11 protein-coding genes and 1 pseudogene are annotated in these 14307 nt (G+C 71.9%); 3 read left to right on the top strand and 9 right to left on the bottom strand.

Annotated elements, in window-relative coordinates; translation table 11 throughout:
• Nucleotides 1–45 precede the first annotated feature (45 nt).
• Together AB0K17_RS06675 and AB0K17_RS06670 are read left to right on the top strand one after the other, a co-directional pair.
• On the top strand, nt 46–1923 hold the full coding sequence (locus AB0K17_RS06675; RefSeq protein ID WP_365964674.1) for a prenyltransferase/squalene oxidase repeat-containing protein: 1878 nt from the start codon (nt 46–48) through the stop codon (nt 1921–1923).
• Complete coding sequence (locus AB0K17_RS06670; protein WP_365964675.1) at nt 1920–2567, top strand: emopamil-binding family protein; 648 nt, start codon at nt 1920–1922, stop codon at nt 2565–2567. The genes AB0K17_RS06675 and AB0K17_RS06670 overlap by 4 nt, the downstream gene beginning before the upstream one ends.
• 346 nt (nt 2568–2913) lie before the next feature.
• Here the strand turns inward: AB0K17_RS06670 and AB0K17_RS06665 are convergent.
• From AB0K17_RS06665 to AB0K17_RS06655, 3 genes and pseudogenes are all read right to left on the bottom strand, one after another.
• Nucleotides 2914–2973: pseudogene (locus AB0K17_RS06665) on the bottom strand (transposase family protein); the annotation flags it as partial.
• Between the two features lie 463 nt (nt 2974–3436).
• The gene (locus AB0K17_RS06660) at nt 3437–4351 is read right to left on the bottom strand and encodes a hypothetical protein (RefSeq protein ID WP_365964676.1); all 915 of its coding nucleotides are present in this window, start codon (nt 4349–4351) and stop codon (nt 3437–3439) included.
• Between the two features lie 550 nt (nt 4352–4901).
• Entirely contained in the window at nt 4902–5210 is a 309-nt protein-coding gene (locus tag AB0K17_RS06655; protein ID WP_365964677.1) for a hypothetical protein, read from the bottom strand.
• Nucleotides 5211–5673: 463 nt separating this feature from the next.
• On the opposite strand from AB0K17_RS06655, the gene dhaK reads away from it, so the two are divergent.
• A complete protein-coding gene (gene dhaK, locus AB0K17_RS06650; protein WP_365982308.1) occupies nt 5674–6666 on the top strand; it encodes a dihydroxyacetone kinase subunit DhaK in 993 nt (330 codons plus the stop codon).
• Nucleotides 6667–6794: 128 nt separating this feature from the next.
• On the opposite strand, the gene AB0K17_RS06645 is transcribed toward dhaK, so the two are convergent.
• The 6 genes from AB0K17_RS06645 to AB0K17_RS06620 all read right to left on the bottom strand — a co-directional run bounded on the left by AB0K17_RS06645 (nt 6795) and on the right by AB0K17_RS06620 (nt 14226).
• Nucleotides 6795–8189, bottom strand: a complete 1395-nt coding sequence (locus AB0K17_RS06645) for an NADP-dependent succinic semialdehyde dehydrogenase (RefSeq protein ID WP_365964679.1) — start codon at nt 8187–8189, stop codon at nt 6795–6797.
• 277 nt (nt 8190–8466) lie between these two features.
• Entirely contained in the window at nt 8467–9378 is a 912-nt protein-coding gene (locus AB0K17_RS06640) for a methyltransferase domain-containing protein (RefSeq protein WP_365964680.1), read from the bottom strand.
• Between the two features lie 49 nt (nt 9379–9427).
• Nucleotides 9428–10405, bottom strand: a complete 978-nt coding sequence (locus AB0K17_RS06635; RefSeq protein WP_365964681.1) for an ornithine carbamoyltransferase — start codon at nt 10403–10405, stop codon at nt 9428–9430.
• Between the two features lie 96 nt (nt 10406–10501).
• Nucleotides 10502–11431 carry a diiron oxygenase gene (locus AB0K17_RS06630; RefSeq protein ID WP_365964682.1) on the bottom strand — a complete coding sequence of 310 codons (930 nt, stop codon included), beginning with the start codon at nt 11429–11431 and terminating at the stop codon, nt 10502–10504.
• Nucleotides 11428–12453: a pyridoxal-phosphate dependent enzyme gene (locus tag AB0K17_RS06625; protein WP_365982307.1), complete on the bottom strand. Its 1026-nt coding sequence runs from the start codon at nt 12451–12453 to the stop codon at nt 11428–11430. Before AB0K17_RS06625 ends, AB0K17_RS06630 begins: the two co-directional genes overlap by 4 nt.
• Before the next feature lie 237 nt (nt 12454–12690).
• The gene (locus AB0K17_RS06620; protein WP_365982306.1) at nt 12691–14226 is read right to left on the bottom strand and encodes an MFS transporter; all 1536 of its coding nucleotides are present in this window, start codon (nt 14224–14226) and stop codon (nt 12691–12693) included.
• Between the last annotated feature and the right edge of the window lie 81 nt (nt 14227–14307).

The raw sequence follows: 14307 nt of genomic DNA, 5'->3' as shown, positions 1-14307 counted from the left end.
CACCTGTGCTCCCGTCAACAGGACGACGGCAGCTGGGAAGGGGAAATGGTCTGGAACAGCATGATCCTCTCGCAGTACGTCATCGTCCGCCGGCTCGTGGACCGGCCGGTGCCGAAGACGGAGCGTCCGGACATCGTGCGGCACTACGCCGCCACGGTCACTCCCGAAGGCGGCTGGCGGCAGCATCCCGACTCCGGCCCCTCCCTCTACTGCACCACCCTTGCCTACATCGCCCTGCGTCTCCTCGGCCACAGCGCCGAGGAGACACTGTGCTCGCGGGCGAGCGCCTGGCTCCGCGCGCAGCCCGGCGGGGTGGCGGCCATCCCGACCTGGGGCAAACTGTGGCTGGCCCTGACCGGCCTGTACGACTACCGCGCCGTCAACCCGCTACCGCCCGAGATCTTCATGCTGCCCCGCCTAGCGCCCTTCCATCCCGACCGCCTGTACTGCCACACCCGCACCATCTACCAGGCCATGGCATATCTGTACGGCGCGCGCGTACAGGCGGACCTCGGCGAGCTGGGCCGGGCCCTGCGGCGGGAACTGCACGGCGATCACTGGCCGCGCCCGGCGGACCGTACCCGGCTGGGCACCGACGCGCTCGTACCGCCCGGACGACTCCTGCGCACCGTCTTCACCGTGCTCGGCGTGTACGAGCGCGCACCGCTGGCCGGTCCCCGCCGAAGGGCCCTCGACCGCTGCCTGCGACGTGTCCGGCACGAGCAGGAAGTGACCGGACAGGCGGGCATCTCGCCGGTCAGCTCCCTTCTCAACATCCTCGTGCTGCACGCGGCGGGGGCGGACCGGGACGAGATCGACCGGGCACTCGCCGGTGTGGAGGTCTGGCGCTGGCACGACGCTGCCTACGGGATCCGGTACGCGGGAGCCCGCTCCCACACGTGGGACACCGCGTTCGCCGTCGAGGCGATGCTGGCGGGGACGCCCGGGGGAAGCGGCGACGAGGCTCGGCGACAGGCCGCCGTCCGGTCGGCCTGCGCGTTCCTGACCGGAGCACAGCTGACCGAGGACGTTTCCGACCCGGACGTCACGGCCAGGGAACCCGCCCTGGGCGGCTGGTGCTTCTCGGACGGCGCCCACCGCTGGCCGGTCAGCGACTGCACGGCGGAAGCGGCCGCCGCGCTGCTGCACGCCGCCCGAGCCGTTCCTGGCGCACCGGTTCCCGACCGGGAGCGGCTGACCGAGGCGGCGCGGTTCCTGCTGCGCAGGCAGAACCGCGACGGCGGCTTCGGCACCTACGAGCCCCGGCGCGGCCCCCGGCTGCTGGAACGTCTCAATCCTGCCGAGATGTTCACCCACTGCGTGGTGGAGGACTCCTACATCGAGTGCACGGGTTCGGCGCTGGTCGCCCTGGCCGAACTCGCCACCCGTCTGCCGGATCGGACGGCCCGACGGTCCGCGGGAGCGCGCCGCCGCGCCGTACGCTTCCTGCTGCGCGCGCAGTCGGCCGACGGCTCGTGGCCCGCGGCATGGGGCGTCAACCGGATCTACGGCACGCTGTTCGCCGTTCGGGGGCTGCGCGCCGTGGGCGTGCCTGCCTCGCATCCGGCGTTGGCACGGGCGGCCCGGTGGATGGAGTCCGTCCAGCGAGCCGACGGCGGCTGGTCGGAGGATCACCGCGGGTGTCTGGAGCAGCGCTACGTCGAGGGCGAGCGCAGCCAGCCGGTCCAGACGGCCTGGGCGCTGCTGGCGCTCTCGGAGATCCGCCCGCCGACGGCCGGCTCGATCGGCAGGGGGGTGCGCTGGCTGTGCGCGCACCAGTCGCCGGACGGGACCTGGCGGCAGGAGACGGCGGCCGGGGTCTTCTTCGGCACGGCCATGCTCGACTACCGCCTCTATGCCGCCTACTTCCCGCTGTGGGCCCTGGGAAGGCTCCGCCTGGCGACAGGGAAGGAGCCCTCGTGACCGCGCGGGCCTGGACGACGGCCCCGGCGTCCCGCCCGGGACTGCCCCGGAAGGATCGCCTCACCCTCTCCTTCCTCGGCTTCTCGCTCGTCCTGGCCTTCTCCCTGGAGCTGTACTTCATCCTGCACTTCCGCACCATCCGGACGCGGAAGGATCCCTTCGCCGCTCTCTTCGCCCTCTACGGGGCCGGTGACCGGACGTACTACGGAGAAGGGGACGTCTATCTGCCCTTCGCCCTGGAGACGCTGAACGTGTGTGTCACCCAGGTTCTCAATCTGGCCCTGATCCGGGCCGTGCTGCGCGGCAGCCGCTGGCGGTACCCGTTGCAGTTGACGGTGGCGTCCTATCTCTCCTACTCCGTCGTCCTGTACTTCTGGCACGCGCACGCCGCCGGATACCCGGCCATGCCCGAGCACGACGCGTACGGTTACTTCATCTTCTACGCTCCCAACCTGCCGTGGCTGCTCGGCAACCTCTGGATGGGCGCCGAGGCGTTCGGGGAACTGGGACACATGGCCGGCCGGGGCGGCTCACAGGGTCCGCCGCTGGGCAAGAGCGCCCAGGACGACGGTCACCAGCGCACTGCCGAGGACGACCGTCACGTTCCGGGTGTACGTGCCGTCCGGGAAGGGTGCGACGGCTGAGGCCCGGAGGCTGTCCACGGCGTAGCGGGCCTGGGTGATATCGGGGGCAGCCGCCGGGGCGGGCCTCGCCGCAGAACAGCAGCCTGCCCTTGGCATCGGTCAGCACCATGACCTTGACCGCGTTCTGCTTGCTCTTGCCCGAGATGAAACGGCCCCGCCCGGCCGTTCCCTGAGCAGGCCGGCGGACTCGGATCTCGGTGGCGTCCAGGATCGCGGTCTTCCTGCTCGTGCCCAGATGTCCGACGACATCGGCGAGTGTCCGCAGCCTGAGCCCGGGAGCGACCGTGCAGCCCCGCTCGGCCGGCAGAGGCCGCACTTCGCTGATGGCCCTGGTGATGGTGGAGCGGTCTACGCCAAACCAGCAGGCCAGCACGTCATGCGTGGTGCCGTGCCGCAGATGAACCAAGGTGGCCAGCAGCCGGTCGACGAAGATCAGCTTTTAACGGGCCCCCGCCCCCACAGCCCGCATACGGACCCGGGAGACGAGTCTGGCCCGATGGCTCGTGCCACAACAGACCTAGTTCCGCAACGAGTTCACCGACCACTGGGGGCGACAGCCCCGTGATCCTCTTATTGCCGACGATCACCGCACGCGCTTCATTCCCCACCACACAGCAGTGATTCCGCCAAACGACCACGGCCAACCACGTACGAGCTCATTAGGCGTCACTGCACTGCAGGTGGGCCAGGAGGCCTGGCGGCTGGCCTGGATACAAGGCCACCGCGTACTGACCTCCTTCCGGCGGGCGGCCAGGTGCCTGACCAGGAACCACAGGGCGCGGCTGGACAGGTCAATCGCAGACGGGGCGGCAAGCACGCGAAGTGCCACGGCAGGCACAGGTGCGCTCGGCTGCGTGCACGTCTGGTCGTCACCTGTGTTGAGGGTTCAGATCTGTACGCCAGCCGATGTCCAGGCCCGTTGACTCCTTGAGGATCTTGTTCAGCGCTCCGGCCTCTTTGTGGTCCTCAAGTAGCGCGCGGGGAAGGTGATCAGAGGCGAGAGCCCCGGTGCCATGCAGAACGTCGTCGTAGGCCGACGCCACCGCGGCGCTGATCAGTAGATCAGTGGCCTCGTCGAGGTTCACATGCTCTGCCGGCCACCGGCACTCACCCTGGCTCACCTGGAACACGGGGAACAGCCACCACATGTCCCGGTCGGGGTCGATGAACCTGAGCGCCCGGTCGTCCAGGAAATTGACGCCGTAGTGAGTGAGCGCGCAGGCGTCCTCCTCGCGGAGATCGAACAGGCGTGATGCGCATAGGAAGGAAACAGCCGGGGTACGTTCGGCGAGGTGCATGCGTACTGTGGCGGCATCCCGCAGCGTGGAAAATCCGGACAGGCGGGATGCCACACGTCCCATCCGGAGCCCACTGCGTTTGGCCAGCATGCGCTGGAATTGAACCGTCACCTCATGACTCGGGTACTGGAATTCCAGGTCGCTTTTCCACTCCGCTATCGCCTTTGCCGCCGCCGCAAAGCGGTAGGGAGGGTACAGCTCTCTCCAGCTGACGGACAGGTCGGCAGAGGTCAGGCCCGGGACAACCGGGTTCAGCGCGAAGTCGATGAGGGCTAGGACGACACTTCCACCGAGATCCCTTCCTGCCAGAGCGCTCGCCAGACGCCACGGAAGCCCGTACTCACCGCCCATCTCCTCGAGCAGGAACTCCCGAAGCGTCGGGGCAGCCATCCGCGCGAAGGCGCCCTCGAACTGGAAGAGCTCATCGATCACCGCCGCGCACTCAAACAAGGTGCGAGTGCTGAGCGGACCTTCGGGGGTGTTCACGAGCTTGAGGGGCCCCACAACGCTGACGCATGTGCCCTCAGGGCACTCCATCATTTCCATGCCCGCGCTTTGGCGCCACGCATCTTCCAAGGAGTTCTCGAACGCGGCCTGAGTGTCCCAGGACGTAGCATCGAGCTCCGTCAGGCCCTCCGGGTCCAGCAGAACGTAGTAGGCATGGTAGAGATTGAGCCAGTCCAGCTCGTTGTATCTCAGTTCTCCGCTTGTGTGCCGGGGATAGCGCTTAAAGGAGAGAAAGGGCAGTCCATTGATCCGGCCCTCGCGGAGGAACTCGGTTTGCTGTTGGCTTATGCGGGAGATCGTGTACGCGGCTAGTTGATCCCTCGTGCGCCGTAACAGGCTCAGTAGAACGCCGACGGTCGATCCATGGTATCGCGCCCAGTGGCTACTCTCATGGACGTAGGTCTTATGCCAGGAGGCGACGCGGTTATGAGGTCTTTGGCACGAGTACGGGTCGGGTCCTGGAAGAGAATCTGGCTTCGCAGGTTCAGCTCGGCGCCGCTGGAGTTCCGCAGGCGTGGAGAATGGACAGTCATTGGTCCGCGCCTTCCGCACCCTCACTGACGTCTCCAGGGCGAGGGCCCACCTCGTCCACAGGTCCGCGGTCACGCGCCCGCTCGACCAAGGCCTTGAGGGCGTCGTACAGCGCGTTCGTAGCCAGCCCGGCGGCGACAGAGACAGCGAGCTCCGCCCACTGTGCGTGACGCAAGGAATCACGCCTGTCCTGGCGGAGGGGCGTGAGGGCGAGCGAGCACTTTCCGGCGAGGTGCGGATCGGCCTCGATCTCCCGCACGAGCACCTTCAAGTTCGCAGTTTCGCCCCGGTATTCAGTGATCAGCATGGCTGGAGCCTACAGTCGCCCTCCAGCCGTTGAAGGGAGTTCAGGTCATCCCCCTCATCACTGGGGAAGGCATTAGGTCGGCGAACCGACTGCACGCGCACGACCTCACCGTCATCGTCAAACCCGCTTGACAGATGATTCTCATTCTCCTGCCAGCCGACGCGCGTCAGACGCCCCTCTGCAGCCCGTCAGCCCATGCGCCCGGGGCGCCAACGCGGTCAGCGAGCGTGATCTACCGGTGCTCCCGCATCCACCCCCCGTCTCGGTACTGTTCCCTGGTCCGGCCACGCGGTTCAGGAGACCTGACGGACGGTCAGCAAAGTCAGCATTCGGTCAGCATCAGACCCGCCAGAGGTCGCCACAGGCCGCCGGAGTCCGCCATGGTCAACTATCGCTCATACCACTGCTGACCTGCGAAAACACAGGTCAGCGGCCTATCTGCCCAACATCCGAGGAGCCCCGAATGAAAATGCTCATCAACGTACCCGAGACCGTCGTGGCCGATGCGTTGCGCGGGATGGCGGCCGTGCATCCGGAGTTGCTGGTGGATCCGGAGCGGCGGGTGGTGGTCCGGCGGGATGCGCCCGTGGCGGGGAAGGTGGGGCTGGTGTCGGGTGGGGGGTCGGGGCACGAGCCGTTGCATGCGGGGTTCGTGGGGCCGGGGATGCTGGACGCGGCGTGTCCCGGGGAAGTGTTCACCTCACCGGTGCCCGACCAGATGGTGCGGGCCGCGGCCGCGGTGGACAGCGGCAAGGGCGTGCTGTTCGTCGTGAAGAACTACACGGGCGACGTGCTCAACTTCAACATGGCCGCCGAGCTCGCCGAGGACGAGGGCATCCAGATCGCCAGTGTGCTGGTCAACGACGACGTCGCCGTGACCGACAGTCTGTACACGGCGGGGCGCCGCGGTACGGGGGCCACACTGTTCGTGGAGAAGATCGCCGGGGCGGCCGCCGAGGAGGGTGCGCCGCTGGAGCGGGTGGAGGCCATCGCCCGGCGCGTGAACGAGGGCTCGCGCAGCTTCGGTGTGGCGCTCGCGGCGTGCACGACGCCGGCGAAGGGCGGGCCGACGTTCGACCTGCCGGCCGGTGAGCTGGAACTGGGGGTGGGCATTCACGGGGAGCCCGGCCGGGAGCGGCGGGCGATGATGACGTCGGGGGAGATCGCCGACGTGGCGGTGCAGGCGGTACTGGACGACCTGCGGCCGGCCGGTCCGGTGCTGGTGCTGGTGAACGGAGCGGGGGGCACTCCCCTGCTGGAGCTGTACGGGTTCGCGGCGGAGGTGCACCGGGTGCTGCGCGAACGCGGGGTGGTGGTCGCGCGGACGCTGGTGGGCAACTACGTGACGTCGCTGGACATGGCCGGCGCCTCGGTGACGCTGTGCCAGGCGGACGACGAGCTGCTGCGGCTGTACGACGCCCCCGTCGCCACCCCGGCGCTGCGCTGGGGGCGCTGACGGGGGCGCCCCGTAGGGGCGCGGGGAGGGGCGCCGGCAGGAGCGCCCAGGCCGTGTCCGGCGGATCTTTGTCCCGCGTCCCTACGGGGAGCCGTGGTGGCGCGTGGCGAAGATCCGCCGGACACGGCCTAGTCGGCCCCGTACCAGACGGTCGTGGCGTTGCAGAACTCGCGGATGCCGTGGCCCGACAGCTCCCGGCCGTAGCCGGAGCGCTTGACGCCGCCGAAGGGCAGGGCGGGATGGGAGGCGGTCATGCCGTTGAAGTAGACGCCGCCCGCCTCCATGTCACGTACGAAGCGCTGCTGTTCGGCCTCGTCGCGCGTCCAGACGTTGGAACTGAGCCCGAAGGGGCTGTCGTTGGCCAGGGCCACGGCCTGGTCGAGGTCGTCGATGCGGTAGAGGCCGGCGACGGGGCCGAACGTCTCCTCGCGATGGATGCGCATGGCGGGGGTGATGCCGGCGAGGACGGTCGGCTCGTAGTACCAGCCGTGCTCCAGACCGGCCGGGCGGCGGCCGCCGCACAGGGCGGTGGCGCCCCGGTGCAGGGCGTCGTCGACGAGTTCCTCCAGGTCGGCGCGGCCGCGTTCGGTGGCCAGGGGCCCGACGTCGGTGGTGTCCGCCATGGGGTCGCCCACGGTGAGGCCCTCCATGAGGGCGGTGAAGCGTTCGGCGAAGGCGTCGTAGACGTCGGTGTGGACGATGAAGCGCTTGGCGGCGATGCAGGACTGGCCGTTGTTCTGCACACGGGCCGTGACGGCGGTGCGTACGGCGCGGGCGAGGTCGGCGGAGGGCATGACCACGTACGGGTCGCTGCCGCCGAGTTCCAGGACGGTCTTCTTGATCTCGTCGCCGGCGACCGCCGCGACGGCGCGGCCGGCCGGTTCGCTGCCGGTGAGGGTGGCGGCGGCCACCCGCTCGTCGCGCAGGACGGCCTCGACGGCGCCGGAGCCGATGAGCAGGGTCTGGAAGCAGCCCTCGGGGAATCCGGCGCGCAGGAAGAGATCCTCCAGGTAGAGGGCGGTCTGCGGCACGTTGGAGGCGTGCTTGAGGAGCCCGACGTTGCCGGCCATCAGGGCGGGGGCGGCGAAGCGCACGACCTGCCAGAGCGGGAAGTTCCACGGCATGACGGCGAGGATCACGCCCAGCGGCCGGTAGTGGACGCGGGCGTGGGCGGCCCCCGCGTCCTTGGCCTCCGCCGGCGGGGCCACCTCGTCGGCGAGCAGGGCCTCGGCGTTGCGGGCGTACCAGCGCATTGCCTTGGCGCACTTGGCGGCCTCGGCGCGCGCCGCCTCCAGCGGTTTGCCCATTTCGGTGGTCATGGTGCGGGCGATGTCGTCGCGGTCGTCGTCGAGCAGGTCGGCGGCCTCGCCCAGCAGCCGGGCGCGTTCGGCGAAGCCGGTGGTGCGGTGGCTGCGGAAGGCCGCGGCCGCGGCGGCCAGGCGCCGCTCGGTCTCCTCCGGCCCCAGCTCCGGGAAGGTCTTGAGGGTCTCGCCGGTCGCGGGGTTCACCGTTGCGATGGGCATGCCTCGACTCTGCGGCGCGGCGGACGGCGGCGCAAGACAGCGTCGGCAGGACGGTGCCGGCCGCGTCACTCGAACCGGCGTGCGTCGCCCGGCCCGGGTAGCGGGTCGCCGCGCCGTCACTAAGCTGAATTCCGTCTCGGATGATTTCTCACCGGGAGCGGAAGGAAACCGAGCGGCTCCCGCCCCGTGACCTGTGGGGAGCCGGCTCCTCTTCCCCGGCCCCCTCCCCCGGTTCCCGGGTCCGGTCGCGGGGCGGTGTGCCGGTCGTCCGCCGGTCTCACCAGTGCCGGCGCACGGGTGCGGGTGGCAGGTCCAGGACGCGGACGAGACCGGCCCAGCCCGCGGGCCCGGCCTCGTCCAGCGTCTCCAGGTGCCCGGTGCGGGAGCGGGCGGCCGTGCGCAGCAGGTGCAGCAGCCCGTCGCCGGTCAGCCGGCCGTCGCCCGGCGCCGCGGCCCTGCGGCAGGCCAGGCCCACGATGAAGTACGCGGGCACGGCCCGTCCCGAGCGCCACAGCACGGCCTCCCCGGCCTCCTCCAGCGCGAGCACCTGCTCCATGTGGGTCAGGGTGAACTCGCCGAGCGGCAGTGGGCACAGGGTGACCGCGTGCACCCGGTAGCCGGCCTCCTCCAGCAGGTGCACGGCCTTGCGCGGCGTGGAGTAGCTGCCGATGGTCAGGCCCAGGTCGCTGCCGAGCGCCCGGCCGTGGGCGATGACGGCGGGCGCCCATCGCAGCCCGTCCTCGCCGCCGCCGATGGAGCGCCGGCGGGCGCCGGCCGCGGCGGTGAGCGGGACGTACGGCGGGTTGCTGGTGACGACGAGCGGGTGGGGCAGCGGGGCGGGCGCGGTGGCGAGGAGGTCCTTGGTGGACAGTTCGGCGAAGTCGCCGTGGCCGACGGTGACCGGCCCGGCGTCGTGCGGGGCGTAGTGCTCACGGGCCCAGGCGACGGAGTCCGGCGAGGCGTCGACGCCGTGGACGCGGGCGGCGCCGGCGCGGGCGATGGCGGCGGCCGCGGCGCCGCTGCCGCAGCCGAGGTCGAGCACGGAGCAGCCGTCGCCGATCAGGTCGTGGGCGACCCACACGCCGGTCTCGGTGTCGGCGGGCTCGAAAAAGATGTGGGGCGATGCGGGCGGCGTGAGGTCCGCCCCGGTCAGGTGGACGTGGCTGTTCACGCGGGTGACGTGCGGCACGGCGATCCCCTGTCGGTCGGTGGCGGTGCGGCGGGTGGGCGGCGCTCTGTCAGTCCTCGGCGGTGGCGGTGCCGACGGCCGTCCATTCCAGGATCGCCATCGCGCTGGAGAGTTTCATGGCCGCCTGGGTCCAGGCCAGGGAGCGGGGTCCGTCCAGGACCCGGCCGGCGACCTCCTCGCCGCGGTGGGCGGGCAGGTCGTGCATGAAGAAGGCGCGCGGCCAGCGGTCGAGGAGGGCCTCGTCGACGTGGAAGGGCCGGAAGGCCTCCCGCCAGTCGGGGTCGGGCTTGGTGGTGCCGGTGGTCCGCCAGCGGGTCGTGTACAGCACGTCCGCCTCGCCGGGCGCCCCGGCGAGGTCGTGGATCTGCCGGACGGCGGCACCCGCGGCACGCGCCCGCCGGGCGGCGGTGCGCAGGGTGTCGGCGTCCAGGCCGTAGCCGGGCGGGGTGACGAGGGTGAGGTCGGCACCGGGAACGGTGGCCAGGGCGTGGGCCAGGGCGGCGGCGGTGTTGTTGCCCTCGCCGACGTACACCACGCATATGCCGGTGAGGTCGCCGAAGGTCAGGGCGAGGGTGGCCAGGTCGCACACGCCCTGGCTGGGGTGTTCCTCGGCCGCCATGGCGTTGACGACGGGGATGCGGCCCCGGCGGGAGAGCAGCCGCAGCTCCTGGAGGGGGCCGGCGGTGCGGGCGACGAGGACGTCGAGCATGGAACCGAGCACGCGGCCGGTGTCGGCCACCGATTCGCCGGTGTTCAGCTGCAGGTCGTCGGGGCCGTAGGCGATCGGGGTGCCGCCGAGGCGGACGGTCGCGACGGTGAAGGCGGTACGGGTGCGGGTGGAGGTCCTGGTGAAGAGCACCCCCGCCACCCGGTCCGCCAGCGGCCGGTCGTGGGCGCGGGCGTCGTGGAAGAGTGCGACCGACCGGGTGGTCAGGCCGGTCAGGACCGGTGCCGGCAGCTCGGCGAGCGAGAACAGCCCGCGCTCGGGCGCGGGGGCGTACGGCGGGGGGACGGTGGGCTCGGCCATGGGGACCTGGACCTCTCGCGCGGTCGGGCCCGCGCCGCCGGCGGGGGCGGTGCGGGCGCTGGACGGGCTGGGGGCGGACCGGGTGGTGGGGGGCGGTCAGGGGTCGACCAGGCGGGCCTCGGCGAAGGCCGCGCGGCCGCCGTCGGCGTCGAGCACCCCGGTCTCGGTGAAGAGCCGGACGGCGTGCCGGGCGGCGGTGCGGACGTCCCGGTCGACCTTGTGGGCCGGGTAGGTGTCGTGGACGACCTCCTCGGCCTGCCGCGGCGTCAGCCCGGCGGCGGTCAGCGACGCCCGCACGGGGCGCAGGTCCGGCAGCAGGCTGGAGCGGATCAGCTGCGGCAGGCAGCGTGCGATGCGGCCGCGGCGGGCGACGTCCTGGCCGGCCCACAGGTCGCGGAAGAAGCGGGAGAAGAAGGCGTGGTGCCATCCCTCGTCGCGGGCGTGGTCGCGCACGACGTCGCGCACCAGCGTCAGCACCCGCTCGTCCTTGGGGACGTCGCACAGGATGGCGGTGATGAGGGTTTCGAAGACCACCACCTGCAGCAGCTGGGCGAGCCGCTCCTCGCCGGGCAGGGCGCGGGCGCCGGCGTCGTCGAGCCGGCGCAGGAAGGGGGCGAAGTCGTACGGCGCGGGGGCGATGCCGCTGGCGCGGGAGATCTGGTCGACGACATCGAGGCTGTACAGGGAGTGGTAGCCCTCGTCGACGTAGATGCGGTAGGCGTCCAGCCGGGTGGGGGTCGGCAGGTCCAGCCCGCTGCGGCCGCCGGCGATGGCGTCCGTGGCCCGGTTGACCACCCTCGTCTCGAACTGGGCGGTGAAGCCGAGGTAGTGGTAGAGGTGGCGGGCGAGCAGTGCGGTGTGCCGTTCGGGGGGCAGAGCGGCGACGGTGGGGTGGGCGAGGCAGGGGACGAGGTCGGGCGGGAAGAAGAGACGTCCCTCGTCGAGTTCGCCGGCCAGGACGCGGCGCGGGTCGCTGCGCACCCCGGCCCGCTCGTACCAGTCGCGGCCGGGGCCGGTGGCGGTCACGGCGGCTCCTTCCGTGGCTCGGACGGTTCGCGGGCGCGGGGGTGCGCCGATGCGGGGCCGGCCGGCAGGTGGGCGACGGCGCGCACCTCGACGCCCCGGCCGACGTCGGCGCGGGCCAGGCCCTGGCGGCGGCGCCAGGAGGGGCGGTAGATGCTCTCCAGATAGCGGTCGGCGCCGTCGGGGCACAGGCAGGCGGCCCGGCGCCGGTCCGTGGTGCGCAGCAGGTGCAGGGCGGCGGCGACGAGGGCGCCGGAACTGCCGCCGACGGCCACACCGGTGGTCTCGGCGAGCCACAGGCAGGCGCTGACGGCCTCCTGGGGTGTGACCCGGACGGACGGCGTGTGGCCGTGCGGCAGGAAGAGGGAGCGGCGGCTGGCGCCGATGCCGGAGAGCAGGCGGGGGCCGGCGGTGCCGCCGAGGGCGGCCGAGCCGGTGACGTCGACGCCGACGAGTTCCCAGGCGGGGCGGGCGGCGTGGAGGTAGGCACGGAAGCCGGCGAGGGTGCCGCCGGTGGAGACGGCGATCAGGACGCTGGTGGTCTCCTCGCCCGTCTGGGCGCGCAGTTCGGGTGCGGTCTCGCGGGTGTGGGCGGCGGGGCTGGCGGGGTTGGCGTACTGGTCGGGCCACACCAGGCGGGGTTCGGCGGCGAGCTGCTCGTGGAGGCGGGCGAGCCGGTTGAGGAGGTATCCGCCGGCCCCGTCGGGGCGGTCGACGGTGAGCACCCGGCCGCCGAGGGCGGCCACGGCGTCCACGAGCGCGGTACTGCTGCGCGGGTCCATGACGGCGGTGAAGGGGACGCGGTGGGCCGCGGCGACACCGGCGAGGGCGAGGCCGAGGTTGCCGGAGGTGGACTCGATGATCCCGACGTCGGGATGCACCCGGGAGGCCACGTCCTGCCACAGGGCCAGGGCGGTGCGCCCCTTGACGGAGCCGTACGGGCCGTACGCCTCCAGCTTCAGCCAGAGGGTGGCGGGGCGGCCGCGGACGGACAGCTCCAGGCCGACGACCGGTGTGCGCGGCACCGGGGACCCGCTCGTGACCGGCGGATCCGGGTGCCCCTCGGCAGGGCCCGTCAACGACGCCTCCCCGGGGACGTGCCCGGCGCGCGGCACCCTCGCCGTCCCGGGAAAACATGCCTCCTGATCTTCGAATCTATGAGCGGTCCACGGCACGGGCAAGGGAGCATTCACGCCAGCTTCGGGGCGGGCCGCGCGGGCCCCCGGCCGGTCGGCGCGGAGGCCGGTCGGCGCGGAGGCCGGTCAGCGCGGAGGCCGGTCGGCGGGCTCCTCGTCGGGGACGAGGGGCCCCGGCAGCCGGGGCGGGTCCTGCCGGCCGAGACCGCCGCCCACGGGCGGCGCCGCATCCCGGGCAACCGGTGAGCCGTTGGTGGCCGGCGGGGCCGGGGGGACCCTCGGTTCGCGGGGGACGACCGGACCCCTGGCGCGCTTGACCAGGGCGCTGCCGCCGGCCGGTTGCTCCTCGCCGCCGGACACCCCGGGCAGGACGGCCGTCCCGGTCACCACGGGGTTGCCGGCGACCGCCGGCTCCCCCGGGGCCACCGCCGCCCCGGGCAGCATCCGGGCGCGGTAGAGCATGGCCACGGCGCCGGCGGAGGCGAGTCCGAAGGACAGGCAGCACACCCACGGCAGCCAGGGCCAGCCGGCCTGTTCGGCGATGTCCATGGCCCGCCCCACCACGGCGTTGCCGCCGGTGGCGGCGATGCCGGAGAAGACGTAGAAGAGGCCGAAGTAGGTGCCGGTCAGGCTCTCGCGGCCGAAGCCGGGGATCATCTCCAGCACGGTCGGGTGGGCGACCATGATGCCGAAGAACAGCATGACCGAGCTCAGCACCATCACGCCCAGCCGGGCGGCGGCCGCGGTCGTGCCCACGGGCGGCTCGGTGCAGCAGACCAGCAGCGGGGGCAGGAAGCTCGTGCCCATGACGACCAGGCCCGAGCTCACCCAGCGGGTGCCGCCGCCGTTGCGTTCCAGTGCGCGGGTGATGCGCAGCTGGAAGACCATGTTGGCGAGCGCGCCCGCCGCCAGGAGCACCCCTCCCCCGGCCTTCCAGCCCGACGCCCGCAGGGCGCCGTCCGGCAGCAGGAGGTAGAGCTGGTTCTCCATGGTGAACATGCCGGTGGTGGCGAGGCAGAAGAGCAGGAACCTGCGGTTGGCCATCGCCTCGCGCCAGTCGGCGAGCACCGAGGCGGAGGGGACGGGAGCGACACCGCGGGTGGGCAGCACCATGGCCTGGGCGACGGTCAGGAGGCCGAAGACCGCCGCGACGGCCACCGCGCACATCCGGAAGTCGGCGAGGAAGAGCACGCTGCCCAGCAGGAGCCCGCTCAGGGAACCGATGGTGGCGTAGACGTTCAGGCGAGCGAACGCCTCGGCCTTGCCGTCCCCCGACTCCAGCGCGACGTAGGTGCGCACGGCCGGGTAGAACAGCGCCGCGGCCAGGCCGGTCAGGGCCGATGCGCACATCAGCAGCCCCAGGGAGCTGCCGAAGGCGAAGAGGGCGAAGCCCACGGTCCGCAGTGCGCAGCCGGCGATGATCACTACTCGGGGACCGAGCCGGTCCGCCGCCGATCCACCGAGGACGAACAGACCCTGCTGACTGAGGGTCCGTGCCCCGAGGACCAGTCCGACGAGGGCGGCCGACATTCCCAGGCCCTGCTCCAGATAGGCCGCGAGAAACGGCATCAGGAGATAGAAGCCAATGTCGATCCCAAACTGATTGAGCAATAGCAATCGCAATGCGAGAGGGAACTCGCGCGTCGCCCGAAACTTTCTCATGAGCGTTCCTGAATCCAGCCCGGGCAGGCGGGAACGCCCTGATCCAAGGGCGCGCCAAGCGACCGGGGGTGTGACGGTGCG

Origin of the sequence: Streptomyces sp. NPDC049585, assembly GCF_040675615.1 — a bacterium.
Lineage (GTDB): Bacteria > Actinomycetota > Actinomycetes > Streptomycetales > Streptomycetaceae > Streptomyces > Streptomyces luteosporeus.
The sequence above is the reverse complement of the archived record's forward strand: the minus strand, read 5'-3'. Positions and strand labels throughout refer to the sequence as shown.